Source organism: Arthrobacter sp. MDT2-3 (assembly GCF_059090465.1).
Map to the genome: position 1 here is coordinate 1 of NZ_JBNHFS010000006.1, position 24111 is coordinate 24111.

The following is a 24111-nucleotide window of genomic DNA, read 5'->3' on the forward strand; positions in this document are numbered from 1 at the left end:
TGGTGCCGCCCAGGCCCAGGCCCAGGTCTACGTCGGCTACGACGTCGGTGGTGGGGATGGTGGTGCCGGTGCCGTTGGTGCCGCCCAGGCCCAGGCCCAGGTCTACGTCGGCTACGACGTCGGTGGTGGGGATGGTGGTGCCGGTGCCGTTGGTGCCGCCCAGGCCCAGGCCGAGGTCTACGTCGGCTACGACGTCGGTGGTGGGGATGGTGGTGCCGGTGCCGTTGGTGCCGCCCAGGCCGAGGCCGAGGTCTACATCGGCTACGACATCGGCGGTCGGGACGAGGGTTCCAGCGCCATCCGTACCCGATTCGTTGCCGAGAACAAGCGCCGCGTCTGCGGCAACCGCAGCGTCAGCGAGGGCACCATCGGTGCCCGTCACGTTCCCCAGGCCAAGATTGACGTCAGCCGCGGCGGCCGCGTCGAGGACATTACCGGAAGTCCCGGTAGCCGTTTCATTGCCGAGAACAACTGCTGCGTCTGCGGCAACCGCAGCGTCAGCGAGGGCACCATCGGTGCCCGTCACGTTCCCCAGGCCAAGATTGACGTCAGCCGCGGCGGCCGCGTCAAGGAGATTACCGGAAGTCCCGGTAGCCGTTTCATTGCCGAGAACAACTGCTGCGTCTGCGGCAACCGCAGCGTCAGCGAGGGCACCATTGGTGCCCGTGACGTTGCCGAGAGCCAGGGCCGCATCTGCGGCAATGGCGGCGTCAGCCCCGGTGGCAGGACTGGCTGTGCCTGCATGGTTCCCGAGGCCGAGATTAAGGGCTACGTCGGCTGCTACAGCAGCGTCAGCGATGGTTCCGTTGCTGCTGCCAGTTTCGGTGAGGTGGCCCAGGCCGAGGTTTACGTCTGCGGCGACTGCGAGGCCGGTGTGCGTGGTTTCCGGGGCGCTGGGGGTATCTGCAGCGTTTGCCGCCGTGCAGCTAAGGGCAAGAAGCCCGCCGGCAAAGAGGGTGCCGAGCAACCCTCTGCGAAGGTTGGAATTCATGGTGGTGTCTCCTGAAGAAGTTGAGTTTGGGGCGCTGGATCAGCAACCCGGTGGCCGTGTTCTGCCACAGACGGGCAGAAGGGCCCTCAACTAGTCAGGAGAGGAACCGGGGTCAAAAGACACCGGTGAAGGAGCATGTTCGGAGTAATCACCCAGCGGGATGGTGCCCGTCAGGGGAAGCTGAAGACTAAAGGAATCCACCCAGGCCGCCGGACCGGGACCTGCCGCGGATGCTGAGCTGCCGCCACTGCCTGAGGCAGGGGGCGTAGGAGCCTGGGCCGGATAAGGGAGCCTGTCCGAAGGCAGGGAAAGATCACTGCTCAGCGGTTGCAAACCCGTGCCCGCAACGGCAGAAAGCGAAAAGTTAGATGCCCCGGAAGTGGGAGAAACCGCGCTGACAACGGACTTGTCTGTTTCCATTGCGTAGTCCGTGGCGTTGTCGGCAGATTCAACCTGCGCTGAGGCGTCCTCGATCGCGGCTGAAGTTAGGTCATCGGCACTGGCAGTACTGGCTTCTCCAGCTGTTTCGTCTACAGGTGCGATTGGAAGCTGCGGAAGCGCTTCAGGCAACTGAGCGTCACCTGCCACCAGGTCAGTGACGGGTTCAACGACGGGCTCCAGGACGGGAACAGCATCCACCAAGGGCGGAACGACAGTGCCGACTGCACCGGCGACCACGTCATCGGCAACCGCTGTGACCGGGGCCGTAACGACGGAAACGGTGCCAGCCGGCACCACATGGTTCACCAGGGGTATTGAAGTGATGAGGTCATCTACGGCCCCGGACACGGGCACCACTGCCGGCTGCAGCAGACCGTTGTGAGGAGCTGCGGGAGCAGGGTCGTGTTCTGCAATCCGCGATAGGGCAGGCAGGGTTTCGTTCAGCGTCCCCGTCAGTGAGGACGCCGAGGACGTCGCGCTGCCCAACAGCGAGGAAGAATCCGAAAGAGTGTCTGCACTGGCGGCTGGAGAGGAAAAGGTCAGCCACGTGAGCGTGGCGGCGCCTGCCAGGAGAACGGGCCGGAGGGCACGCCAGCCAGAACGAGCTCCAGTCATGTGCACCACCCCCCGGTAATGTCTGCGTAGACAACGGTCTCAGAATAAAACTAATCCCTTGATTATGTCCAACTTCTCCCGAGAACAATTTGTGAACGAACCGTTTTCGCCTTTTGGAAGTGGGGCTCGAACTGCCGGGACAGGTGAATTCCTGACGGCCACCCAGAGCAGTACCTACGGGAATACGAGGCCCCTCTGAGGTGATAAGGGCCTACGACGGGGGATTGACCCTGTTCACGGAGGGCTCCCGTTTCCGCCGCTGGCCCGGCTGCTGCCGCTCTTTTCGGGGTGGAGATTACAAATGAGCCCCCTACTACGTGGGATTAAACCGGCTCCTGCTTCCGCTGTCATCGGAAGGTGCTACCTGATCCCTCAAGCGCACTGACAGGCCATGCCCCACTTCATGCGCTGTCGTTTCGGTTGAATGACCGTGCGATAGCCTGCACGGGGTACGCGGTCAACCAGATAATCCCGGCACAAATTAGAAGGATTCCAGCCGCGGCCATATGCCCGAGAAACATTAGCAACGCCACGATCAACGTTCCGCCATAGGTGAGGGTAAAACTCAGCGTGTCGTGTCAAAGAGCATCAGTAGTCACCTGGTCCGGGGTGGGGGAGCGGGGTGGCAGATGCCGGTACAGCGTGGTGCGTTTGAGCCCGGTCTTGGCAGTATTCTCCTTCATGGAGAAGCCCTTGTCCCGCAGCAGGGCGGCGTGTTCGATTTTACCGGCGCCGATCACTGAAGGCCGTCCCGCGCGGCGCCCGTTGGCGGACGCCACCGCCCGGGCATGCGAGGCCCGCTCGGCGGCGTAGGTACGTTCCATCTCCGCGAAGAGAGCAAGCATGACAACCGCCAGCTGCGCCATCGAGCTGTCCGGGTTGGACGTGTCGATGGGCAGGGGATCAGCAAGCGTCCGGACACCCACACCGCGTTCCTTGAGCAAGTACACCAGGTTCAGTGTGTCCCGCACCGTCCGTCCCGGCCGGTCAAGCGTGGGAATACAAGCACGTCACCGGCTCTGGCATGACGCAAAGCGTCCTGGAACCCCCGCGCGGTCCCGGGTCGCCCCTAACTTCTTATCTGAAAAGACTGTCTCAATGCCGGCGTCCGTAAGGGCATCCAACTGCCGGGTAAGATCCTGCTCTACCGTTGATACACGCGCCTACCCAATGTCCACGCTAAAACCGTACCGAAAGTTGTCTCTGTGACGGGCCATTGTGGCGGGGGTTTTGGAACAACATACGGGACAGTTGGGTTACGCAGGACCTGGCTGATCGAGAGGCGTCCGGGAATGTCCCATCACAGGTGTCCCAGTTTTAAGGACGTGGGACGTGACGTTAGCGGCGGTTGGAGAGCTGGGCATACACGCTCACCGTTGATTGGTGGGAGATATTCTTCGCTTGGCCCGATGAGCGCCTAGCGGCAGTTGAGGTGTCAGCAGCAGACATGAGCGAACTCTTGAAAGTTCTGGTCCAGTTGTAGTTGTGTTTCTAAGGACTAAGCGGCAAAGGAGGATGTTGAATGTCTGAATTCCTCACATCACATGACCGTACCCGCATCGCCTATGAACGGTTGGGTGAGGGCCCGGTTGTGATCCTGGTTGCCGCAGCCATGCAATTCCGGGGTTTCGATCCCGCCACTGTGGAAATGGCACGGCTTCTTGCCGATGAGGGATTCACGATTGTGAATTACGACCGGCGTGGAAGGGGAGAGAGCGCCAACGCGACCTCGTTGACCCTTCGGAACGAGATCGAGGATCTTTCGGCGCTCACTGCAGCTAATGGCGGCCAAGCGGCGCTGTTTGGCAGTTCATCCGGTGGGGCAATCTGCCTTGCGGCCGCGGCCGCTGGACTTGCAGTGACAAAGCTAGCTCTGTGGGAAGTGCCGCTCGGAACGGAGAACGGAACGGACGGGGCTGAGTTTTTCGCTGGGCTCCGTGAGCGGATCGAGGCAGGCGACTGCACCGGCACGATCGAGTACTACATGAAGGACATGCCCCCGGAGTGGATTGAGGGCGCTCGGAACAGTCCCGCCTGGCCGGTGATGCTGGAGCTGGGCCCGAGCCTCTCAGCAGACGCCGAAGCACTGGCCTGGGCACAATCGGCCCCACGCGCCCAGCTTTGGTCAGCAATAAACCAGCCCACCGTCGCCCTTGTGGGCGAGCAGACTTTACCGGTCATGCACACGGCCGCCGACTCGATTGTGGATAACCGGGCCAACGCCCACAAGCGAGTCATTCGTGCTGCTAATCACGGCTGGGAACCCAAGGTGATGGCCGAAACACTTGCAGACTTTTTCCACAGCTCATTCGATACCGCACGCGGGATGACAGTTTTGTCGGCATCCGGCACAGTCACGCCCCCGGCTCAGGATCAGCGGCAGTGACGCGCCCGCGGGTGCCGTCAACAACGACTGGTTGGCCGTCGTACAGGGTACGGGTGCCCGCTGCTGTGCCCATGACTGCTGGGATGCCATATTCCCGGGCGACGATGGCGGCGTGGGAACCGATGCCACCGGCGTCCACGATGACGGCGGCGGCGCGCTGGAACAGGGGAGTCCAGGAGGGGTTGGTATAGGGGCATACAAGGATTTCTCCGCTGCGGAGCAACCCGAATTCGTGTGGTGCCCGGATGATTCTTACCCTTCCGGTGGCCTGCCCGCGACTGGCCGGAACACCGGAAACCAGGGCGTCCTGGCTGCGAGGGTTTGGTGGGAACAGTGTGGCCGTATCCAGCAACGGTATAGATTCTAGATCGCGGCGCTTCGCGGCCCTGGCCGATACCAGGCGGCGGTATCGTTCCCGCTCTGCTGCGGGAAGCGCGGCGCCGTCGTCCATTCCGGCCAGCTCTTCAAAGCGCAGATGATGCACGTCGGCTGGATCATCAAGCACCCCGGCCTCGCACAGTCGCCTGCCCAGTTCCGATAGTGCGCGGCGGAGCGGCGGCAGCACCATGGTGGCGTAGAAGTGGCTGTCTTCGCGGAAGCCGACCCCGGTCTTCGCGGCGTTGACCGCGGGCAGTAGCTGCTGGCGGACGGCCGGGATCTTGAGGGCGGGATGCCGCTTGAGTTCGGCAAGTGCCTGGCCGGTTTGGTCCGCGGCCGGGGGTCGCTCGCCCAACATGGATGTGATCAGGCTAAGGACCACTTCGGGGGCATCAGACCAGGTCGGTGAGCTGCTCAGCACTATGCTGACGGTTTCGCGGTGCCCGTACTCGGTGAGGAAAGCCTGGAAACCTGCGTGGAATTCTTCATATTCCGGGTCGTGCTCCAGTCGGGGGAGCAGGTCAGCTGGTGCCAGTTCCGTGAAGGCCTTGGCCAGCCCGGCGCAGGACCGGACCTGATCGGCCAGTTCCTCCAGGGCCCGGTTGGCTTGGCTGGTGCGTGTTTCCGCGCCGGCGATGAGTGCAGGGCCAAGGCCCTTCTTGCCCAAGAAGATGAGCATCAGGCGCATCTTCAACTGGGGAACGAAGGCGCCTGGCAGGTAGGAGATTCGAAGCTCGGTGATCCCGTGCATCGTGGTGAAGGCGTCCTCCGCGAGCCCAACGACCTCCTGCCATGACAGGGGTCGCGGGTCCTGTCCCGCGAGGTGCCGGATGTTTTCCCGGAATGTCGTGAACCTGATGTCCTCGGTCCAGTGGGCAGGGTTGTATCGGCGGGCGCGCCGTGCCACGGAAACCGGGCCGGCGAAGGTGCGCAGAGTGGGGCGAGGCACGGGCGGAACCAGCCGGATCACCACCCCATCTTCCTCAGGTAACAGGTCGTTGACCGATGGGAAGATGACTCCGACGCTTCCTGCCATCCCATGGAGCATGGGCAGGATTCCGCGCCGTATCCAGCCGGAGACATCCAGCGGATAGGGGCGGACCTGGAACAACTCCAGAAAGACCGGACCTGTGAGGCGTTGGAACCTGTTCAGGAGTAAGGGGCCAGGCGGCAGACCTGTCATCGGGCGTGCCTGAAGCAAGTACACGCGGCCCCCAGCTACTGCCCATTCAATGTCCTGCGGGTGGCCGAACAGGTCCTGTGCCCGCAGAGCCAGCCGCGCGAGTTCCGCCAATTGCTCTTTACTCAGGGTCGGGCGCGGGTCGCTTGTGCCTGCGATTTCCTGGGTTCCCCCGGCTGAATGTGGGCTGATGATGACTTCGTGCCCGCCCGGGGTAAAGGATCGCGTCCGGCCGGTTCTGTCCAGAACGTAATGCTCCGGCGTGACGCGTCCGGAAACCACGGCCTCACCCAGCCCGGGGCTGGCATCAACCACGATTTCACCCCGTTGTCCTGTCACAGGGTTCGCGCTGAACAACACACCGGCAGTATCGGCGGGGACCATGTCCTGCACAACGACGGCGATCGAGACCTGATGCGGGTCGATGCCCTGGCGCTGCCGGTAAGCGATGGCCCGGTCCGTCCACAACGAGGTCCAACATTCCACTACTGCATGGATCACGGCCTGCTCACCAACAACGTTCAGGAACGTGTCCTGCTGCCCGGCAAACGCGGCACCTGGCAGATCCTCGGCGGTGGCACTGGAACGCACAGCCACCAGCCCGGCGCCCAAAGCTGCGTAGGCAGCAGCGATGTCCTCAGAGACCCTCCGCGGAACGCGCGCTTCAGTAAACAATGCCCGGATCCGCGCCCCGCCGTCCTCAGCATCTATCCACCTCTCCAGTTCGGCACGCAACCCGGATTCCGCCAACAGCGCCGTGTAAGCGGAGGTGGTGATGACAAACCCAGAAGGAACAGGGAAACTGTTGCGCACGAGTTCGCCGAGGTTCGCGCCCTTCCCTCCAGCAACCGCCAGATCCCCGGCGCCGAAGTCTGAAAGAGCACCCGTGAATTTTTCAGTCATCACGCTCCCTGATGTCGAGGTTTGGATCGGCCCGACCATTCCCTGAGCAACCCCCGCTCCTTGATGTCCACGCACCTCCAGAGGGGACTTTCCCCGGACACGGTCACGAGCGGCTCACTGCCGCTCGCTATTCCCGGATGGGTTACGTGTCGGCCCAGGTCGCGGCAGCTACCCCGTACTCCGGCCTGCCGGCGGGCCGGTACTTCTGGATGACGAGGCCGCGGGACGTAGCGTACGACTGGACCAGCTCGAGCCTGTAGTCCGGGCCGGAATCAGGGAACAGCCGATTGCCCTGCCCGATCACCACCGGGTAGACAACCAGGTCGAGTTGGTCCACTAGATCGTTGGCAAGCAACCAGCGGACCAGTGAGAGGCTGCCGGGCACAACGAGGTCGCCCTCGCCTTCCTCCTTCAACTTTCTAATTTGCGATGCAATGTCTCCGGTCAGGACGGTGGTCGGTTCCCATTGCGGGTCTGAGAGCTTGGTGGACACCACGTACTTCTGGCGGTCGTTCAGCGCCCCAGCGACGGGATCTTCCGTCGGGTCACCCATCCCCGAACCCCACGATCGGGCGAACACCTCATACGTCCACCTGCCGAACAGGAACGCCGCGGCGTTGCCGTATACCTCGTTGAGGTAGCCGCGGGACTCGGGGTCCAGCAGCGGACCGGCCCAACCACCGCGTTCGAAACCGCCCCGACGATCCTCATCGGGCCCGCCAAGGCCCTGCATAACGCCATCAACGGTGACGTTCATGGTGACTTTCAAGTCCATGTTCTGCTCACTTTCTCTGGCCATAGGTTTCAAGCGTGGGATGTAGACCACCCAGTTCCTGGGGCGTCGGCCCGCCCTGGTGCCTTGACTTGATCAGCTCGGGTCGAACGTGACTGCGCGGACCTTCCGGGATTGGGACGGCAGCAGCGGCCGCCAGGGCAGCCCGTTACTGGCGCTTTTCGTCTTTTTTGGCCCGGGTTTCGTACACCAGCTCGACCAGTCCCTGGTCATACGGTGTTGCGCTTTGAAGGTTCAGCACGTTCGGGTCCTGCCCGGGAGGAAAAACGCCCCGGCCGGCGCCTACGGCAATCGGCATCACCACCAGCCTCACCCAGTCCACGACACCCGCGGCCAAGAACGTCCCTGTGAGGGTAAGGCTGCCCCAGACAATAATGTCGCCGCCGGTCTCGTTTTTGATCCGCCTGATCGCTTCGACGGGGTCGCCGGATTCGATGGCCGCCTCGGGCATGTCTCCCCAGGGGGCTTTGGTTAGGCTGCGGGAGAAAACGATGCGGCGGAGCCCGTTCAGCGTTGGCGCGATGATTTCATCTTTGGATGCAGGTGTCGGCCAGTACTCGGCGAACATACGATAGGTGTTTGCCCCGAGGACCATGGTGTCCACTGTTTTCAGCCATTCCAGCTGGCTGCGGTCAAATTGGGCCGTGCCCCCGTCCAGATGCTCATAGAAGGTGAACTCGTTGTTGGCATCGGCCGCGAAACCGTCGGCGCTGACAAAGTCCTGAACGATCAGTTGCCCCATAACCTGCTCCTGCCTCCCGTGTCGTCGTGGACTCTACGCCGGGGCATCTGCGCCATCAAGCCCTAGACCGGAGAAGGCCGCGTAAGGAGCTGATACCTTTCCAGGGAAGTGCGACCGTTCCCGGAGCCTGCACCAGGAATGAAGGAGTTCAATAGGGGGACGACTCGGGGTAGCCTCTGAGAAGCGTGCACCCGCGGCAATGAAGAGGTTGATCACCACTTTGACCTATAGGACTGCAGGCGCCACCGCATGTCGATTTTTTGTGGGCCATAGCGCGCTGACCTGCGGCTTTACGTGAGCGGGTCCGATCACGAGAACATTGTCGCTGCGTTGACTGGGAGTTCATGTCTGCAGGAGGATTTGCGTGACGGGTGTTCGTCGACCTTTGGTGCGAGGCTGGCGAATGGGGGGAACACACGTCCGGGTAGCTGGCTTCCGGTTCAAACCGCTGGGAGTCAGCTTCCTGTCCCCCGGTGTGTCCGGATGTGGTGGAGTGGCACTGTTCTTCTTGTGCCCTGGGACGTACTCTTAGCGGGATTCCACGCTCCGGTTGCGGGCTCTTGGGGAAACGGGAAAGGGTGAAGGACGAGATGGCACTCAAAGACGAGTGGGACCGACTGGATTCAGAGACGCGTCAGTGGCTCTTGGATAATCCGGGATGTGTGGTGGTGCCGCGCACTGTCGCCGCCCTGATTCAGCAGAATTCCGCGGGGCACGTCGAAGTCGACGGGCACGGCCAGATCCTCCTTTCCCGTGAGGATCTGGATTTTATCCGTGAAAAGGGAACGGGCGTGGGCGCGAATGAAGCCAGCGGGGCCTTGCAGTTCTTCGATGCAACGCAGCCCGGAAAGCACGCCTAAGCCCTGGGGTTTGCTGCGAGGGTGTGGGCTTCGAAACCGCTGACAGAATCCGTCGCTCCTTTCGACGTGCGCTCAGGACCAGCCTGAGCGCACGATACGCGGATGGCGCTCACTTCGACCTTCTCATGCGTTGACCGGACCGTTCATGCGAGCCGGTCAACCGGTTCCAGTGGTCCACTAGCTCTGGTCGTGGTTCCTGGGAGAGCAGCATGTCCGCTTCCGTTCTCGTCTTCAAGAGGGCATGGGCCCATTCCCGCCGAATTTCCCTGTCCCGGTTAGCCTCTACCGCTGCCCAGTGAGTGGATCGAATGTCGGCGGCGATACTTCCCGCGGGCGTGCTGGCTATGGGCTGCCGCAGTTGCAGGTAGGCATCCAGCAGTTTCCGGGCCCTGTCAACGGAACCATAAACTTCCGCGGGAACGATAATTCCTGTCGAGCAAGTGGCACCGTGCGCCAGCGCCAGCGGAAGAGTGTCGTCATCCCAGCGCCGTTTCGAGGGGAGCCAGGACAACCGGGCGAGATCCAACCCCATGTCTACAGCCTCCAAGCACAACGCTGCGGCAAGGTCGATCCAAAGGGTCACCTTTTTTGGGCAGACGAGATACGTCATGGGCCGCGCCTTCCTCTAACCGCTATCAAGGTAAAACCTTCATGCTTTTTCAGCCAGCAACCGGCAAGCACCGCCTTTTACGCCGATATAACCCGCTAAGGTTATTGCCGACTGTTCCAACCGGCGTCGGCTGGTTCCGCCTTCTTCCTTCAGTCGTTACTGCCTTTGCCTTTACCTTTGCCCTCGTTGCTTTTCTCGTCTCTGGGTGCTGGTTCTTGCTCCGGCACGGGAGCTGGCTCCACAGGCAAAGCACCTTCCTGCGGGACTGTCACTGCCGGTTCCGCAGGCACGGGCGCTGTCGGTTGTTCAACGGCGGCCGCATCTGCTTCGGCCTTATCTGCCGCTTCTACAGCTGCTGCATCTTCGGCTGCTTTCGCCGCGGCCGCGGCCTCGGCGGCTTCAATCTCCACAGTCAACGCGGCCCGGACTGCAGTGATGATGGTCATGATGTTGCGGCGCCGTTCGTCAGTTACGTGGCCGTTGCCGGCGGCGGAGGAAAGCTCCGCTTCAAGGTTGTCCAAAGCCTCCAGAGCCCCGGCATGATCGCTGGTAGCCGCCGCCTCGCTTACGCTTAGCACCCGCGCCTGAAGCTGCCGATTCAGGACTTTCATCTCTGCCAAAGAGCACTGTCGCCAGGCACTAATCATGGATAAATTTCCACACACGCTACTCCGGCGCACTGCTTCCAGAAAGGAACCCTGATGTCGAAGAACAACGAGCCCGATCCCCGGGAACGTCACATCAGCACGCCGAATCCTGCTGTGGAAGGTGATAGCGGACAATACGTAACCGGTGACTACGGAGACGCCGGGTCGGTAGACGCCCGCGCTGACGCGCAGGGAAGTGGTGAATACGCCGAGGGTGACTATGGAGATGCCGGATTGGTAGACGCTGGCCCTGACGCGCGGGCAAGCGGTAAATACGCCGAGGGTAAGTATGGAGATGCCGGATCGGTAGACGCCGACGCTGACCTGCAGGAAAGTGGTGAATACGCCGAGGGGGACTACGGAGCTGCCGGAACAGCCCACCAGCGCGGCACCGCAGCCGACCAAGCCAATGGTTCCCCTAGGGACCAAGATGTCGTTCCGGCCCGCCCCGATGACGATTCGGAAAATGGAGCCCGCGACCAATAACCTGGCGCTCCACCACCGATCGTCCCATTACTCTTACTTTCTGAGTGGTTGCTTGTGGGCAAGTATCCGAAAGACGATGCCGCCAGGTCCGCCGCGCTGAACTTCGGTAATGGTGAAGCCCGCGCCCGTCAGGTACGGCACAGGATCACGGGTGATATGTTCGGCGCTGACGCGGATGCTTAGTGGTTCGATTGCCCTCATAATGCTGCGAGCCAGGGCGCGGGTGGAGCGCCCGTGTTCGGTCAGGACGAATACCCCGCCCGGACGGAGTACACGGTAGGCCTCACGGCTGGCGGCCAGGGGATCGGGGATGGTGCAGAACGTGAACGTGGAAATGAAGGTATCTGCGCTTTCCGAGGGCAGGTCCAGGGTCTGCGCGTCACCTTGATGTAACTCCACGCGGTTGATTCGCTTTTCCACTACGCGTCTGCACGCAAGGGCGAGCATCTTTTCGGAGAGGTCAAACCCGGTCACATGCTCCACCCCCGGGCCGTACAGCGGGAGGTTCAGGCCCGAACCCACCCCTATTTCGACTACCTCCCCGTGAGCCATCGACACGGCCCAGTCCCGGGCCCCATCGGCGATATAGCGCTCGAAGAAGTTCATCCACCGGTCATAAAAGCGGGCATTCTTGTTGAAGGCTCTCGTGATGTCCTCGTTGCTGGTTTGGGGCATATCAACCTCCCGGAGAAGCCAGGTTCTTCCGCTGCCGGCCCCGTTCCGAAGTCGCCCTTGTGACGGGGGATTAGGGGGCGAGATTTGAAAACACTACGAGACAGCAAGATTACGCGCCATTCACGGAGATCCGGCGCCCATTCCAAATACGTCTGCGCGGAACACCAGGAGTGTCCCAGTTCCAAGAAAGTGGGACACGGCCATTGGTTTGCCTGGGTGTGCGCGCTAGTAAAAAGTTGCATGACGCGGGTAAGCGCACGCAACAGAAATGAGTACTCACTACTGCTTTTTTCTCCCCCTGCAGGCACTAGTCTGCGGGGTACGGCAAAGTTATGGCTGCTGAGTTGCTGGGCCAGCGACCTGACCATATCCGTAGGAGCGCTGGTGTGGCGCTCCGGAGGGATGGAGTGTTTACTGGCCAATTTGATATCCATGCAATGAAGCAAATGGTGAGGCAGTTGTGTATCTTTATCCAGCTCCCAAGTTCGATGCCGGCCTGGCACTGATAAGCGCCCCCCGCTACTTGCCCCCCTGGGCCGGGTTCTTGCTTCATAACTACTGTGTGATGGCCAGGGGGTTAGCCCGTGCGCCCAGCGGCTAAAGTACTCTCTCTGGGCGGCAACACGATCTGGTTAACCGCAGCCCGTGTCGTGCCCATGGTCACGGGCCTTCTATTTTGGGCCCTGGCTGCAATTCATTTGGCCCCGGCTGAGCTCGGCTTAGCTTCCGCGGTCGTCGCGGCGGCGCTGCTGACAGTTCAAATAGGGATGCTTGGTGTTGGCCCGGCCATACTGACCCTCCTGCCCGCGGAAACCGAAGAGCGTCGGTTGATAACCACAAGCCTGCTCACTGTAGGGCTCTCATCCCTCATAGTCGCGACTGCGCTGCTCACAATAACTGGTGCCCTCGGTCCTGGGGTCGGCCAGGCCTGGGCTGATCCAACAGCAGCGGCGGCGTTTCTGGCTGCCGCTTTTTTCGCTACCACGGCTTACCAGCTTGACCATATCCATGCTGCTCAATGCCAAGCCCACTTGGCGTTGATGCGCAGCTTGCTCCAGAGTCTCGTCCAGTTGGCCGTTCTGGCTACTTGCCTGGCCGGCGGATACCGCAGCCTCATCACCGTCGTCGGCGCGGTCGCCGCTGGAGCCGCAGCCAGCGTACTTCTTGGACTGCTACAGGTATACCGTGCTGGCATTGGTCCCGGGGCCAAAAACGCCCTACGGCTTCGGGAAATCCTGAATTTACTCCGTCCCGCACTCCGGAACTATCCCCTCATGCTCGCTGACCGAGCGCCCGGCTACGTGTTGCCTCTCATCATCGCCGCTACACTCAGCACCTCAGCCACTGCGGCCTGGTACGTCGTCTGGATGCTGGCAACAGCAGTCTTTTTCGTTCCACAGTCCGCCGGCTTTTCCCTGCAGACTAAGCTCGCGGCCCCCGGCCATCATCCGGGCCTGGTTGTACGGGCGCTTCGAATCAGCCTCCTCCTCACCCTTGCAGCAGGAGGGGTCCTGCTTGGAGCAAGCCCCTTTATCCTGCAAATGCTCGGCTCTCAGTACGCCCCGCACTGGGTCTTACTTCCGTTACTGGTCCCGGCACTGGTCCTGAATTGTGTGACGCAGATTTACTATGGCGTTTGCCGGGCCGGAGAGCATCAGGCGGAAGCAACCGCTGTTGCAGTCCTGGCAGCAGCTATCGCAGTAGTGCCCGCCGCAGCCGCTGCCCAGCTCTACGCGCTACCAGGGGTGTCGGTGCTGTGGCTATCGGCCCAGTTCGCAGCAGCACTCGTTGCTGCTTGGCGCCTGGGGAATATTCATGCCCGTACCGGAAGTCCCAAACCAGACCACATCCCTGCGCATAAATCCAGCAACCCGGACGTATTGGACGCGCTCTGATGTCAAACGCCATGCCCATTCAGTTTCGGTACTTACGGTCAGTACAGTTGCTAGAAGCCTTCATGCAGGGGCCCGTGCTGACTCAATCTGCGCCGCTGCGGCAAGTGCGGATCTGGCCCTTCCGTGAGGCCGTCAACCGCTTCCAGTGTTCCACCAGGTCCGGTTGTGGTTCCCGAGCCAGCAACACGTCAGCCTCTGTTCTGGCCCTCGAAAGGGCGTCAGCCCAATCAAGTTGGATCCTTCTATCCAGGCTCCCCTCTACTGCTATCCACTGCGTGGAACGGATGTCGATTGCAGTCGTGGCCATAACTGGGCTGACCAGAGCCTGTCGCAGCTGCAGGTACGAGCCCTGCAGCTTTTTTACCCTATCGACGGAACCATGCACTTCAGCGGAAACGACGATCCCTGCCGAGCAAGCGGCCCCGTGCCCCAGCGCCAAGGGAAGAGTGTTTTTATCCCAGTGGCGCCTGGACGGCCGCCAAGACAAAGCCGCGAGGTCCAACCCCATCTCCACGGCCTCGAAGCACACAGCTGCCGGTAGGTCGATCCACCGGAGCACCATCTCAGGGCAGATCAGGTACATCATCGGCTGGGCCTTCCTCTAACCGCTATCAGCGTAAAACCTTGTGTGCTCATTGGCATAGCAATTCCGACAACGCTGAACTGGAGGGAGGCGCCCCCGTCCTCGACGTGTTCCTGAACCTGAAACCCGTCGTTTCAGAAGCCGCGGACTTGGCGTATTAGGACTCGACGTCATCGCGGGTATGTGTGTATTCCGTTGGACCCCATTGCCTCATGGCGCAATAGCGGGTGGGCCATATGTAGCGGCACATTGCTTTCACGGGCTGGATGGGCAGCAGGCAAGGTGCCTCCGCGGAGAGGTGTCCCCCCAAGGAAGGGGGACACTGCGGCGACGAAGAATCGGGAAACCTTCCGCCGGCCCGGTGCTCGGCCTTTGGGCAGGTACCTCGGATTTACGAAACGCGTACCAATTACTCGAGCGCATCCCAAGGTAAGGGCCGTATGGTGATGACCGGAGCCGGCGGCGTCGGCGTTCGCCTGAGACCACGAACGCCTCCCCCAGCCGTCGCCGGCTCCGCATCCGGTGGGTGATTGCCGGAAAGATCCCCGCGGCGGAGTGAAGCTCAAGATCGAGGCAATAAATCCCGAAGATCGACGTACGCGCTTCCGCCTAGTCCTCTGACTTCCTAGGGTTGGCTCTACAGGGCAGCAGAAACAACTACGTCAAGGGGGACGTATGGGTATGAATATTCAGCTCGCGGCAAAGGAAGCGCGGTCGGTGGAGCCGCCAACGGTCGCTCCTGTTCCCGCTCCACCTAAGAGCCGCTGGATAAAACCCCGCGCAGCGCAACAAACCCCGCGCTATAAGGGCCGGGAACATGAGGTCCAGCGGCTGATCCGCGACCTCGCCGCACTTGCAGCCAAACATCGTCCGTCAGTTTCCTAGGAAGATCCGCTATCCCAACCGGCGGGAGTCGTGCCGCATGGTCAGCGCGGCTGCCGCGAGGGCCGGGTAGTCTCATCGCGAACAGTTCATGTCTGCCATTTTCGGCCACCAGATCGTGCAGCCGATTGAAGGCATTCATGGTGTGAAATGGTTTCGGTACAGCCTATTCCTCTGGTGCTGCCCACCCTAAGCTATGGGCATCCACCGCAAACAGGAGGCACCCATGCGCACGACAGAACCAATGACTGAAACCGAACAGGTCCATCATCTCTTGGAGAACCTCACAGCCCGTCTGGCCAGGGGCAGGGAATGGGCCACACCCGGCGTGCAGGCTGCCCTGCAAAGAGCGGTAGCCGGGCTGGATACCGGCATCGAAACCGCCTCCCCGCGCCTGCAAACGGTTTTGCGCCGGCTCGCGGACGAGCTTGCGGGCGGTGTCGAGACACTGACGCCGCGGGTTCAGGAACAGTTGAAGCGGGTTGGGCCGAAAGCAGCTGCTGAAGTCACGGCTCCCGCGCCGGACGGAGCGGGGCGGTCGGCGGCCAGGAGATGGTGGTGGATCGGCGGGCTGCTGCTCACCGTGGCGGCCGGCGCGGGCGCGTGGCGCTCCTTGCAGGCATCCAGGGAAGAAACCTCGCCCTCGCTGGCCGAGCAGGAGACCGGCAGCAAGACTCGTGATGATGACCCGGACCTTGCCGCGGGCCGGATGTAAGGGCTACGTGCTGGGGATACACCAGGAAGGCTCCGGCGCCGCAAAGCCGGAACAGCAGGCGATGACCGATGCGCAACTCTTGAAGGTTCTTGGTGATCCAAGGGGGCCGGAGAAGGCCACGGCCGCCATGTCGCAGGAGGATCTAGCAGGACTCCTGGACGCCCTTTACCGGAACCTTGATACTCCTGCGCCGGAACCGTCTGCCATCTGTTGGTACGAAATTGCCGTCGATGAGAGCCGCCGCAGGGACCGCTGAGGAATATGCGGGCAGGCCAAGGGCCCGGGTAGTACCCGGGCCCTTGTTAGGAGTCTGGTTTAGCGGCGGTTGTCGTCGAGTCCGTCGGTCTCGATGTTTTCCTTGCGGACTTCCTCGTTGACGGTGACGTTCTCGGTCACGGTGTCCTTGTCCAGGCGGACCCGTTCGACCGGGACAGTTTCCTTCTCCACCACGGGGCGTTCTTCATGGAGGACGACTTCGTGTTCTTCTTCGCTGATCGCGGGGCCGTCCATGGCTGCACCGCGGTTCGCGTCGGTGATGGGTTCGCGTTCGATCCGGACCTCTTCGCGCTGCACGGGAACTGTCTTGGTGACGTTCTCGGTGGTGACGTACTTACGAAGCCGGGCCCGGCCGGCGGCCTGCTTTTCGGTCCCGACGTGGAGCTGCTCTTCAGAGCGGGTCATCGCATCATCGGTCGTGGGGCCTGATGTGTCGTGTCCGACTGTGCCGGCCCGTTCGCGGGTGTCGGCTGTGCGGGTTCCCGCCGTGGTGCCGGTGTATGAGGTGCCTCCGCCGAGGTTGTAGTGGGCGTACAGTCGGTCTTCCTCGCCCGGTTCGAGGTGGCCGTCTTCAGCGACGCGGGGCGCGTCCTTGACCTGGTCCTTGCTGTAGGGCACAACGATGTCGTTGCCCTCGGTGCGTGCTCCCTCAAGCGGGACGAACGATTCGGACGAGCCGAACAGCCCGGTTTTCACGGTGACGAAGGTGGGCTGACCGGTCTCATCATCTGCGTAGACCTGGCCGATGGAACCGATCTTGTCCCCATCACCGCTGAGGACGTTTCCGCCGGCGTTGAGCAGGGCGTCAATGTTTTCCTTGGCGAACATACCGTGTCTCCTTGGATTGGTGTTGAGGCTATTGCTTCCCCCTGCATCAATACTAAGCACACTTACTATTGGGCTGGCAAGCGCAGCGCCGAACCCGGGGAATCGTTTGATGCCGGGCCGTTCCTTGTGCCAGCAGGTTGCCGGGGTTGATCAGGCAGAATGGCCTCATGTGCGGCAGATACGTAATGGCCAAGGCCACCGGCGACCTTCTGAGTCACTTTGAGGCCAAAGAAGTGGAGGTCAACCCACCGCCGCCGAGCTGGAACGTGGCACCAACCCAGAACGTGCCGATCGTTGCCGAACGTCTGGATGCGGGTACGATTGACCGGCACCTGCTCATCGCCCGTTGGGGCCTGGTCCCGTCCTGGGCCAAAGACGTCAAAATCGGCTCCAAGCTCATTAACGCCCGCAGCGAATCGATCCTTGAAAAGCCGTCATTCCGGAAGGCCGCTGTGAAACGCCGTGCCATCGTCCCAGCCGAGGGCTATTACGAGTGGCAGAAGACCGAGGACGGGAAGAAGATCCCGAACTATCTGTACTCAGAGAAGGAGCCGTTGCTGGGCTTCGCTGGCCTGTACGAATGGTGGGCAGACCCATCTCTGCCTGAGGACGACCCGGAACGGTGGCTGCTCAGCTGCACGGTGCTCACTACGACGACGCAGGACGCGCTGGGGCACGTCCATGACCGTTCCCCGGTCATCATCCCGCGGGACCGGTTCGCTGAATGGTTGGACCCGGACCTGACCGACAAGGACGGCATCCAGCACCTGCTGGACTCTTTGCCGGAACCGACCCTGACACCTCGGATTGTCAGCCCTCGGGTCAACAGTGTGCGCAACAACGGACCGGAGCTCATCGAGCCCGCTGAGCCTGCAGCGAAATAGACTCGTGCAGTGATACTCACCGGCACCATTACCAACCCGGACGGCAGCCACAACCACATTGAGGCCGAGGGCGACACCTATGAGGATGCACGGGAAAACCTGTACGCGCTTCTGGAAGAGGGCCAAAACCTCATAGCCATCCGCAAGGACTAACCTGAGTCGAGACGGTCCGGGAGGACGACGTCGGCCGGGGTTAGCTCCGGCCTGGCCCGGAGTATCCGTAGGGGGTGCCGGAAGGACCTTCCGGAACATGCAGTGCCGGCGGAAACTTCAACAACCACGGGTTCCACGAGTGTCAGGGCCACGGGCTCCTTGTCCCTGTTGAACCTGTCCAGGGCCGTACCTTTCACTGTTGCCGGCCAAGGGTGCTCACCCTTTGGCGGGCGAAGCCATCGTGCCAGTTCCCGGCTTTCCCTTGTCTTTAGTGGTGTGGAGCGTCCGACGATGCGCAGTTCGCCGTCCAGGATGAGGCCGGCGACGACTTCTGAGGGTTGGGTGATCGGCCCGATCACTGCGCCGCAGATGATGTCCAGGGTCTCCCTGTGCTTGAGCTTCAACCAGGAACGGACGCCCGGCGTGTATGGCTGGTCAGTCCCCTTGATGACCAGCCCTTCGATCCCGGTATGCGGGAGCTCTTCGAGCCACTGCTCGGCAACACTCCGGTCCGTGGTGGTGGGGGAGAGGGACAGCGGCGGTTCCCAGCTGCTGGTGAGTTCTTCCAGGAGCGCCCGGCGGCCGCTCAGAGGCAGGTCCCTTGCGTCATGCCCTGCCACGGCCAGGACATCAAAAGCCGCGTAGCTGGCCGGCGTTGCGGAGATCAGCCCGGGGAGAGTCTTTGGCCCTGCGCCCAGGCGCTGCTGCAGGGCGTCGAAGTTCAGCCGTCCTTGGCTCCAAATTACGGCTTCGCCGTCGATCACGCATCCCGGCGGGACGGCCGCAGCGACCGCTGAGCAGAGTTCAGGGAAGTATCCAGAAAGTTCCTTTCCCTGACGGGACCATAGCGTGGCGCCGTGGTCGTCCCGAATGCAGATGCAGCGGTAGCCGTCCCACTTGGGTTCGTAGGAGAGGTTGCCGGGCAATGCGTCACCGCGTGGCATTTCTGGGATGGCTCGCGCCAAGGCGACTTTCACCGGCGGGGCGAGTCCGGCCGGTAGCCCGGCTACGTGGTCCATGGCCCTACGCTACGCATGGCCGGGCTTAGTTGTCAGTGATGGCTTCCAGCAGCCACTGCTCCGAGAGGGGATTGCGGCGCAGTTCAAAGGTCCGCAGCGGTGAGTCGGACCCTTGGCGGACCTGAACGCGCCAGTGTTCGATGTCTACGACGTTCCCGACGCCTACCGGGACGCTTCGGCGGGTCTCCCACCATGAGTCCCTGGCGAACCAGTGGACAGGTTCTTCGGTCACAGCCCAGATGCGTCCGTCGTAGCGGACGGCCAGGGGAGTGCCGGCAGTGGTGAACCGGACGTCCACCGAGGTATTGAGGGTAGGGGCTTCGTGGGTGATGGTCATGTGCTTGTTGTCTTTCTGGGTGGTGCAGAGAGCAGCCGTTAGGCGGCTTTGACGAGGGGGAGTTCGTCCCAGTGGGTGGTGTATCTGGGGGAGAGCATGTCGCGTTTCATGGTCCAGTCCGGCCCGCCCCGGATCCCGCCGTGACCCAGGCCGATGGACCCTCGGCCGTACCTACGGGTGACGTCTTCGAGCAGGGTTCCGATGTGGCGTTCCTCGTGTGGGTTCTCGAAGAGGGACAGCGGAGCTTGGTTGCCGGTGGGGCGCAGGTCGGTGACCATGATCCCTGCCCGTGCGTACCGGATGCCTTCGACGATCCGGGGCAGGAGGGCGTGGCCGGCTTTGGTCAGGATCACCGGGTCGGCGGTGGGCATCGGCAACGGCACGCACACGGAGGGGTAGGAGGTTTCGTTGGGGTTGAAGTGCGAGGTTCCGGCGAAAGCGGTGAGGACCTTGGCCTGCAGCCCGTGTTTGGCCAGCCTGGCTGAGGCCTGCTGCCCGTACACGCTCATGACCTGCCGGATCCCCGTGGCCGTGGTGATGGGTTTGGCGAAGGAGCGGGAGAAGATCAGCTGGTCCCGACCGATCCGTTCCTCCTCCATCGGGATGCAGGGGGTTCCCTGCAGTTCCAGGACGGTACGCATCATGACCACGTTGAACTTGTCCCGGATAGCGACCGGGTCGGCCCGGACCAGGTCGGCGATGGTGAAGATGCCCATCACGTTCAGCCGCCTGGTCAGCCGCCCGGCGATGCCCCACACTTCCTCCACGGACAGCCGCCCCAGCAAGGCCTCCCGCTCCGCGGCGGGGACGGAGTCCCAGTGGCACACCCCGGCGAAGGCCTTGTTGTTCTTCGCCCACTTGTTGGACAGCTTCGCCAGCGTCTTCGTCGGTGCGATCCCGACACAGACCGGCACTCCAACATTCCGCCGGACCGCTGCTTTCATGGACCGGCCCATCGCGGCCAGCTCGGCGGGGGTGCCTTTGACGCCGAGGAAGGCCTCGTCGATGCTGTAGACCTCCAGCCAGGCCGAGTACCGGCCCAGCAGCTCCATCACGCGGGCGCTGATGTCCCCGTACAGCTCGTAGTTGCTGGACAGTGCGACCAGGCCCCATTCCTTCGCCCGCGGGGCGAGCTTGAACCAGGGATCGCCCATGCCGATGCCGAGGGCTTTGGCCTCGGGGGAGCGGGTGACAGCGCAGCCGTCATTGTTTGACAGCACGATCACGGGCCTGCCCTCCAGGGAAGGGTCGAACGCCCGCTCCGCGGAGGCGTAGAAGCAGTTCACGTCCACGTGCGCGATCTGCGGCATGTGCCGCATTAGCGCCGGCTTAGACATGATGCAAACACCGGATAGCGGTGCCCCAAATGGTCAGGTCCGACAGTGCCGGGACCTGGATGTCAGGGTAGGCCGGGTTTTCCGCCTGCAGCACCACCCCTGTCGGGGTGATCCGCAGCCGCTTGATCGTCAGCTCCCCGTCCAGGACCGCGACGACCACTGCCCCGTCGCGCGGCTCCAGCGCTCGGTTCACGATTAGCTCATCGCCGTCACTGATCCCGGCACCTTCCATGGATTCCCCGGACACCCGCACCACATAGGTGCTTGTGATGTCCTTGATCAGGTGCGCGTTCAGATCGATCCGGCCATCGAAGTAGTCCTGGGCCGGCGACGGGAACCCCGCCGCGACCGGCACCGGGGACACCAGCACCGACAACAAGGAAACACCCGCGTCTATCACACGGGGACCGACAATAACGCGCACAACACACCTTTATTCGAATATATGTTCGAGTTAATCAGTGTACGCGCCAGGGCTGACAACGGGTGTTCTCCATCATGTTGCACTGGCCGCAGGATGCGCACGCGCGATGCCGCGGGCGGGCCGCTGCCCACAACCGGGGACAATTCTTTTCCGGGTTATCCACCGCTACGGCGGCCGAAGGGGAGCTGCCCCACTGGCTCCCCAGAATGCTGAACCGTGGATAACCCGAATTGCCCCCGATCATGGACAGCGGCCAGGGCAACTCGTGTGCGGGGCAGCGGGGGAGCCGACAGCTTAGGAACGGGCGGTGCAAACAACCGCAGAAGCGGGTGGACCAGCCACGCGCAGGGGATTCTGGACCTGCCTGGGGCAGGAGTGTGTGACAGGCACCATCACGGTGCTTCCCTTGTCTGTCGGCGGGCGCCGGTAGCGTGAATCTTCCCCGACCCACGCCTAGGGACCATGAAGATCACCCGCACTGCCGCCAAGACGCTGACTGCCCTGACCGCCCTGCTGCTGGCAGGATCCCTGGTTGGCTGCGACCCTGCAGCCCGTGCGCTTGAGGCCCTCGATTCCGCGCCCGGCACTGCGGCCGGGTCTCCGGCCCCGGGTGCTGCCGGTGACGTCGAAAACGCCATCGCTGTGCTGGGCAGTATCCCGGTCAAGGGTAGGGCGGCGAAGACCGGCTACAGTCGTGACGAGTTCGGGCCGGCCTGGTCCGACACGGACCACAACGGCTGTGACACCCGCAATGACATCCTCGCCCGGGATCTCACCAACGAGACCTTCAAGCCCGGCACCAACAACTGCGTCGTCGCCACCGGCACGCTGGCCGACAAGTACACCGGCACGACAATCGACTTCGTTCGCGGACAGGACACCAGCTCAGCGGTGCAAATTGACCACGTCGTTCCTCTGAGCGACGCCTGGCAAAAGGGCGCCCAGCAAATCAGCGACGATCAGCGCAAAGAACTCGCCAACGACCCCCTGAACCTGATGGCAGCTGACGGTGCGACGAACAGCGCCAAGGGGGATAAGGGTGCCGCCACATGGCTGCCCCCGAATAAGACGTTCCGCTGCGAATACGTCTCAAAACAAGTGGCCGTCAAGGCCAAGTACAGCCTCTGGTCACTCAAGCCGAGCACAATGCGATCGCGGGCATCCTGGCCACGTGCACGTGAGCACGCCCCGGTACTGAATGAAGCCGCCCCCGGGCAGCCCTGGTCTGGCGGCAGAATCAGGACACGCGCCGGAAGTGGCCCGGCTTCACCTGCACCAGGATCGGCAGTGCCAGCTGGACCGGGACGACGCCGACGGGCTCCTCGAGCAGCTCATTGATCGACGTCTGCCCTTTCAGCTCCCCTGATCCGTCCCTGTCCATGCCTCGACCCTAGACATCCGCGGGGACAGACGTTTCCTAGACACGCTGGGGGAGCAGCGGAGTGTCCGCGTTCAAAACGCGGACCCTCCCGGTGTAAACATCTGCTGCTTACGCCTTCGAGCATGTAACAGGCTGGACTGGCGTGGAAGTTTCAGGCCCTACCGCCACCGGCCGACTGGGGGGAGAGGCCGGTGACGGAGGACGCTCTCAGTTTACGCTCCCAACGACTGGTTTCCGCTGCGCTGCAACCAGTTGATGGGCGTCCGCTTCGCGGCCGGCTGTTGGGTCCAGGGGGTGCCGTCGCAGAGCTCCGGACCCCCTGAACCTGGTCTTGTCTACGACGTTTTTTGGCTGCTGTCCTTCGGATCGTACGTGCCCGCTCCACCCCCTCTAGCCCCTGTCGTCCCTCCCGGGGCCTGCGGCCCGGAAATTCTTCTTCGGCGCTCCTGCGTCGCTTATTTCCTTCGAAGATTTTCCGTGCCTTGCCCTGCCGGGTAGACGGGCCTCCGTCGGGCACAGCTCCGCAAGCTCCGCCAGCAGCCAAAAAACAACGGGGGAGGAGGGGAGCTGGCCGGTCAGCACGAGCCGCCCCACCCACCCCAACTTCTCGGCAAGAAGGAGCAACACCATGAACGCAGTAACCACCAAGAGCGTGACCCTCGCTGACAGTGGGGAAACCATTGACGGCGTGACCGTGCTGGGCGATTACCACATGAACGGCGGCTACGACTGGATGGAACTGATCGAACAGCACGGCTGGGCCGTGCTCTCCAGCTGGGGCTGTGATGGCTGGGACCTGGGCCAGTGGCCCTACGTCATGGTCGCCGTTACCCGCACCGCTGACAGCATCGGCAACCTGTTCGGCATCGCCACCTACTGCGAGGGTGACGTGACATGCACCTACTACCGGACGAAAGCCCGCCTGTGGGACGCCATCACGGAACAAGCGTTCTTCCACTGGAAGAACGGGCAGGCCCAAGGCCCGGCAGACCTGCCGGAGGCCGCCGCCGAACTTCCCAGCCGGTACCGGATGCCCTACGCCGTGCGGGATGCCGCCTAACCAGCACTACCAGCCGCTGTACTGCCCGGCGACGGGCCGGGCAGTACAGCACCCAAATGACTTCAAAGGAGACAATGCATGAGCAACGACACCACCGCCCCCAAGGGCATCACCGCCCTGATCTACCGCGACGCCCTGGGCACAGACTTCTCCAACCGGGGCATCTCCGCCCGCGTCATGGAAGTCACAGTTATCGGCGAAGGCATCGACCCGGTTTTCGAGGCCACCGAGGAACGGCCCGCCGTCCGCCTCGTCAAAAACGAGCACTTCCACCGTGAGTCCGTGGTCCACGCCGAGCCGCTCGCCCCGGCCGGTGCACCCGCCCCCTGGTACATGTTCGGCGGAACGTTCATCTTCAGCAGTGACGCCCGGTTCCGGCGTGCAGCCGGACATTACGGAGCCGTCCCGCTCCACGACCGCCACGAATAGGGGCGGAGGGTGGCCGGTCTTTCGGGGCCGGTCACCGCGGGCGGTCCGCCGCAGGTGGCCGGCTTGGGCTGGTGGTTACCGGCGGCGGACCGCCAAGTCCGCAGTAGCCAGGTGCGCGGCGGCGGCCGCCGGCGGCAGGCCTCGGGCTGTCCGCGTCGTCGGTTGTCCGTGGCCCGGGGGAAAGGGGGGTTCGCCAGGGCT

General features: G+C 62.8%; 24 protein-coding genes and 2 pseudogenes. 12 read left to right on the plus strand and 14 right to left on the minus strand.

The window, feature by feature from the left end; genetic code table 11:
- The 3 genes and pseudogenes from AC5RUQ_RS16735 to AC5RUQ_RS16745 all read right to left on the minus strand — a co-directional run.
- Positions 1-991: pseudogene (locus AC5RUQ_RS16735) on the minus strand (hypothetical protein); the annotation flags it as partial.
- A 90-nt stretch (positions 992-1081) separates the two neighbouring features.
- Positions 1082-2047 (minus strand): hypothetical protein, encoded by a 966-nt coding sequence (locus tag AC5RUQ_RS16740; RefSeq protein ID WP_493948453.1) that lies wholly within the window; start codon positions 2045-2047, stop codon positions 1082-1084.
- A 578-nt stretch (positions 2048-2625) separates the two neighbouring features.
- Positions 2626-3198 (minus strand): annotated as a pseudogene (locus AC5RUQ_RS16745) (recombinase family protein); the annotation flags it as partial.
- A 371-nt stretch (positions 3199-3569) separates the two neighbouring features.
- Here AC5RUQ_RS16745 and AC5RUQ_RS16750 point away from each other — a divergent pair.
- Positions 3570-4433 carry an alpha/beta fold hydrolase gene (locus AC5RUQ_RS16750; protein WP_493948454.1) on the plus strand — a complete coding sequence of 288 codons (864 nt, stop codon included), beginning with the start codon at positions 3570-3572 and terminating at the stop codon, positions 4431-4433.
- On the opposite strand, the gene AC5RUQ_RS16755 is transcribed toward AC5RUQ_RS16750, so the two are convergent.
- The 3 genes from AC5RUQ_RS16755 to AC5RUQ_RS16765 form a co-directional block, all read right to left on the minus strand.
- A complete protein-coding gene (locus AC5RUQ_RS16755) occupies positions 4402-6894 on the minus strand; it encodes a PEP/pyruvate-binding domain-containing protein (RefSeq protein WP_493948455.1) in 2493 nt (830 codons plus the stop codon). The two genes, AC5RUQ_RS16750 and AC5RUQ_RS16755, sit on opposite strands and share 32 nt — an antisense overlap.
- A 142-nt stretch (positions 6895-7036) precedes the next feature.
- A complete protein-coding gene (locus AC5RUQ_RS16760) occupies positions 7037-7669 on the minus strand; it encodes a dihydrofolate reductase family protein (protein WP_493948456.1) in 633 nt (210 codons plus the stop codon).
- Between the two features lie 166 nt (positions 7670-7835).
- On the minus strand, positions 7836-8429 hold the full coding sequence (locus AC5RUQ_RS16765; protein ID WP_493948457.1) for a dihydrofolate reductase family protein: 594 nt from the start codon (positions 8427-8429) through the stop codon (positions 7836-7838).
- A gap of 590 nt (positions 8430-9019) precedes the next feature.
- On the opposite strand from AC5RUQ_RS16765, the gene AC5RUQ_RS16770 reads away from it, so the two are divergent.
- Positions 9020-9289 carry a hypothetical protein gene (locus tag AC5RUQ_RS16770; protein WP_493948458.1) on the plus strand — a complete coding sequence of 90 codons (270 nt, stop codon included), beginning with the start codon at positions 9020-9022 and terminating at the stop codon, positions 9287-9289.
- Between the two features lie 109 nt (positions 9290-9398).
- On the opposite strand, the gene AC5RUQ_RS16775 is transcribed toward AC5RUQ_RS16770, so the two are convergent.
- Together AC5RUQ_RS16775 and AC5RUQ_RS16780 are read right to left on the minus strand one after the other, a co-directional pair.
- Complete coding sequence (locus AC5RUQ_RS16775; RefSeq protein ID WP_493948459.1) at positions 9399-9899, minus strand: hypothetical protein; 501 nt, start codon at positions 9897-9899, stop codon at positions 9399-9401.
- A gap of 149 nt (positions 9900-10048) precedes the next feature.
- Entirely contained in the window at positions 10049-10510 is a 462-nt protein-coding gene (locus AC5RUQ_RS16780) for a hypothetical protein (RefSeq protein WP_493948460.1), read from the minus strand.
- A 90-nt stretch (positions 10511-10600) separates the two neighbouring features.
- Here AC5RUQ_RS16780 and AC5RUQ_RS16785 point away from each other — a divergent pair, with 90 nt between their 5' ends.
- Positions 10601-11032: a hypothetical protein gene (locus tag AC5RUQ_RS16785; RefSeq protein ID WP_493948461.1), complete on the plus strand. Its 432-nt coding sequence runs from the start codon at positions 10601-10603 to the stop codon at positions 11030-11032.
- Positions 11033-11065: 33 nt separating this feature from the next.
- Here the strand turns inward: AC5RUQ_RS16785 and AC5RUQ_RS16790 are convergent, their stop codons facing one another.
- Positions 11066-11707, minus strand: a complete 642-nt coding sequence (locus tag AC5RUQ_RS16790) for a class I SAM-dependent methyltransferase (protein WP_493948462.1) — start codon at positions 11705-11707, stop codon at positions 11066-11068.
- A 1274-nt stretch (positions 11708-12981) separates the two neighbouring features.
- Between AC5RUQ_RS16790 and AC5RUQ_RS16795 the strand changes: the two genes are divergently transcribed.
- From AC5RUQ_RS16795 to AC5RUQ_RS16810, 4 genes are all read left to right on the plus strand, one after another.
- A complete protein-coding gene (locus tag AC5RUQ_RS16795) occupies positions 12982-13602 on the plus strand; it encodes a hypothetical protein (protein WP_493948463.1) in 621 nt (206 codons plus the stop codon).
- A 1258-nt stretch (positions 13603-14860) separates the two neighbouring features.
- Positions 14861-15070, plus strand: coding sequence for a hypothetical protein (locus tag AC5RUQ_RS16800; protein ID WP_493948464.1), 210 nt, complete (start codon positions 14861-14863; stop codon positions 15068-15070).
- A 241-nt stretch (positions 15071-15311) separates the two neighbouring features.
- A complete protein-coding gene (locus AC5RUQ_RS16805; RefSeq protein ID WP_493948465.1) occupies positions 15312-15782 on the plus strand; it encodes a hypothetical protein in 471 nt (156 codons plus the stop codon).
- Positions 15751-16038: a hypothetical protein gene (locus AC5RUQ_RS16810; protein ID WP_493948466.1), complete on the plus strand. Its 288-nt coding sequence runs from the start codon at positions 15751-15753 to the stop codon at positions 16036-16038. Before AC5RUQ_RS16805 ends, AC5RUQ_RS16810 begins: the two co-directional genes overlap by 32 nt.
- A gap of 59 nt (positions 16039-16097) precedes the next feature.
- Here AC5RUQ_RS16810 and AC5RUQ_RS16815 read toward each other — a convergent pair whose 3' ends face one another.
- Positions 16098-16886 carry a DUF2382 domain-containing protein gene (locus AC5RUQ_RS16815; protein ID WP_493948467.1) on the minus strand — a complete coding sequence of 263 codons (789 nt, stop codon included), beginning with the start codon at positions 16884-16886 and terminating at the stop codon, positions 16098-16100.
- Positions 16887-17053: 167 nt separating this feature from the next.
- On the opposite strand from AC5RUQ_RS16815, the gene AC5RUQ_RS16820 reads away from it, so the two are divergent.
- Together AC5RUQ_RS16820 and AC5RUQ_RS16825 are read left to right on the plus strand one after the other, a co-directional pair.
- Positions 17054-17770, plus strand: coding sequence for an SOS response-associated peptidase (locus AC5RUQ_RS16820; protein WP_493948468.1), 717 nt, complete (start codon positions 17054-17056; stop codon positions 17768-17770).
- A 9-nt stretch (positions 17771-17779) separates the two neighbouring features.
- Entirely contained in the window at positions 17780-17923 is a 144-nt protein-coding gene (locus tag AC5RUQ_RS16825; protein WP_493948469.1) for a hypothetical protein, read from the plus strand.
- Here AC5RUQ_RS16825 and AC5RUQ_RS16830 read toward each other — a convergent pair.
- Genes AC5RUQ_RS16830 through AC5RUQ_RS16845 form a run of 4 tightly spaced genes read right to left on the minus strand, consistent with a single transcriptional unit; the run spans position 17920 to position 21040 of the window.
- Positions 17920-18942, minus strand: coding sequence for an ATP-dependent DNA ligase (locus tag AC5RUQ_RS16830; protein ID WP_493948470.1), 1023 nt, complete (start codon positions 18940-18942; stop codon positions 17920-17922). The two genes, AC5RUQ_RS16825 and AC5RUQ_RS16830, sit on opposite strands and share 4 nt — an antisense overlap.
- Before the next feature lie 25 nt (positions 18943-18967).
- Positions 18968-19279 (minus strand): hypothetical protein, encoded by a 312-nt coding sequence (locus AC5RUQ_RS16835; protein WP_493948471.1) that lies wholly within the window; start codon positions 19277-19279, stop codon positions 18968-18970.
- 38 nt (positions 19280-19317) lie between these two features.
- On the minus strand, positions 19318-20598 hold the full coding sequence (locus AC5RUQ_RS16840; protein ID WP_493948472.1) for a Y-family DNA polymerase: 1281 nt from the start codon (positions 20596-20598) through the stop codon (positions 19318-19320).
- Between the two features lie 10 nt (positions 20599-20608).
- Positions 20609-21040 carry a LexA family protein gene (locus AC5RUQ_RS16845; protein ID WP_493948473.1) on the minus strand — a complete coding sequence of 144 codons (432 nt, stop codon included), beginning with the start codon at positions 21038-21040 and terminating at the stop codon, positions 20609-20611.
- Positions 21041-21502: 462 nt separating this feature from the next.
- Here AC5RUQ_RS16845 and AC5RUQ_RS16850 point away from each other — a divergent pair, with 462 nt between their 5' ends.
- The 3 genes from AC5RUQ_RS16850 (at position 21503) to AC5RUQ_RS16860 (ending at position 23910) form a co-directional block, all read left to right on the plus strand.
- Positions 21503-22378: an HNH endonuclease family protein gene (locus AC5RUQ_RS16850; RefSeq protein ID WP_493948474.1), complete on the plus strand. Its 876-nt coding sequence runs from the start codon at positions 21503-21505 to the stop codon at positions 22376-22378.
- A 671-nt stretch (positions 22379-23049) separates the two neighbouring features.
- Positions 23050-23481 carry a hypothetical protein gene (locus AC5RUQ_RS16855; RefSeq protein WP_493948475.1) on the plus strand — a complete coding sequence of 144 codons (432 nt, stop codon included), beginning with the start codon at positions 23050-23052 and terminating at the stop codon, positions 23479-23481.
- A 78-nt stretch (positions 23482-23559) separates the two neighbouring features.
- Entirely contained in the window at positions 23560-23910 is a 351-nt protein-coding gene (locus AC5RUQ_RS16860; RefSeq protein WP_493948476.1) for a hypothetical protein, read from the plus strand.
- Positions 23911-24111: the final 201 nt, after the last annotated feature.

Coding starts and splice junctions, on each gene's coding strand:
- AC5RUQ_RS16740 (WP_493948453.1), bottom strand. CDS start 2,047: ATGACTGGAGCTCGTTCTGGCTGGCGTGCCCTCCGGCCCGTTCTCCTG.
- AC5RUQ_RS16750 (WP_493948454.1), top strand. CDS start 3,570: ATGTCTGAATTCCTCACATCACATGACCGTACCCGCATCGCCTATGAA.
- AC5RUQ_RS16755 (WP_493948455.1), bottom strand. CDS start 6,894: ATGACTGAAAAATTCACGGGTGCTCTTTCAGACTTCGGCGCCGGGGAT.
- AC5RUQ_RS16760 (WP_493948456.1), bottom strand. CDS start 7,669: ATGGACTTGAAAGTCACCATGAACGTCACCGTTGATGGCGTTATGCAG.
- AC5RUQ_RS16765 (WP_493948457.1), bottom strand. CDS start 8,429: ATGGGGCAACTGATCGTTCAGGACTTTGTCAGCGCCGACGGTTTCGCG.
- AC5RUQ_RS16770 (WP_493948458.1), top strand. CDS start 9,020: ATGGCACTCAAAGACGAGTGGGACCGACTGGATTCAGAGACGCGTCAG.
- AC5RUQ_RS16775 (WP_493948459.1), bottom strand. CDS start 9,899: ATGACGTATCTCGTCTGCCCAAAAAAGGTGACCCTTTGGATCGACCTT.
- AC5RUQ_RS16780 (WP_493948460.1), bottom strand. CDS start 10,510: ATGAAAGTCCTGAATCGGCAGCTTCAGGCGCGGGTGCTAAGCGTAAGC.
- AC5RUQ_RS16785 (WP_493948461.1), top strand. CDS start 10,601: ATGTCGAAGAACAACGAGCCCGATCCCCGGGAACGTCACATCAGCACG.
- AC5RUQ_RS16790 (WP_493948462.1), bottom strand. CDS start 11,707: ATGCCCCAAACCAGCAACGAGGACATCACGAGAGCCTTCAACAAGAAT.
- AC5RUQ_RS16795 (WP_493948463.1), top strand. CDS start 12,982: ATGCTCGCTGACCGAGCGCCCGGCTACGTGTTGCCTCTCATCATCGCC.
- AC5RUQ_RS16800 (WP_493948464.1), top strand. CDS start 14,861: ATGGGTATGAATATTCAGCTCGCGGCAAAGGAAGCGCGGTCGGTGGAG.
- AC5RUQ_RS16805 (WP_493948465.1), top strand. CDS start 15,312: ATGACTGAAACCGAACAGGTCCATCATCTCTTGGAGAACCTCACAGCC.
- AC5RUQ_RS16810 (WP_493948466.1), top strand. CDS start 15,751: ATGACCCGGACCTTGCCGCGGGCCGGATGTAAGGGCTACGTGCTGGGG.
- AC5RUQ_RS16815 (WP_493948467.1), bottom strand. CDS start 16,886: ATGTTCGCCAAGGAAAACATTGACGCCCTGCTCAACGCCGGCGGAAAC.
- AC5RUQ_RS16820 (WP_493948468.1), top strand. CDS start 17,054: ATGTGCGGCAGATACGTAATGGCCAAGGCCACCGGCGACCTTCTGAGT.
- AC5RUQ_RS16830 (WP_493948470.1), bottom strand. CDS start 18,942: ATGGACCACGTAGCCGGGCTACCGGCCGGACTCGCCCCGCCGGTGAAA.
- AC5RUQ_RS16835 (WP_493948471.1), bottom strand. CDS start 19,279: ATGACCATCACCCACGAAGCCCCTACCCTCAATACCTCGGTGGACGTC.
- AC5RUQ_RS16840 (WP_493948472.1), bottom strand. CDS start 20,598: ATGCGGCACATGCCGCAGATCGCGCACGTGGACGTGAACTGCTTCTAC.
- AC5RUQ_RS16850 (WP_493948474.1), top strand. CDS start 21,503: ATGAAGATCACCCGCACTGCCGCCAAGACGCTGACTGCCCTGACCGCC.
- AC5RUQ_RS16855 (WP_493948475.1), top strand. CDS start 23,050: ATGAACGCAGTAACCACCAAGAGCGTGACCCTCGCTGACAGTGGGGAA.
- AC5RUQ_RS16860 (WP_493948476.1), top strand. CDS start 23,560: ATGAGCAACGACACCACCGCCCCCAAGGGCATCACCGCCCTGATCTAC.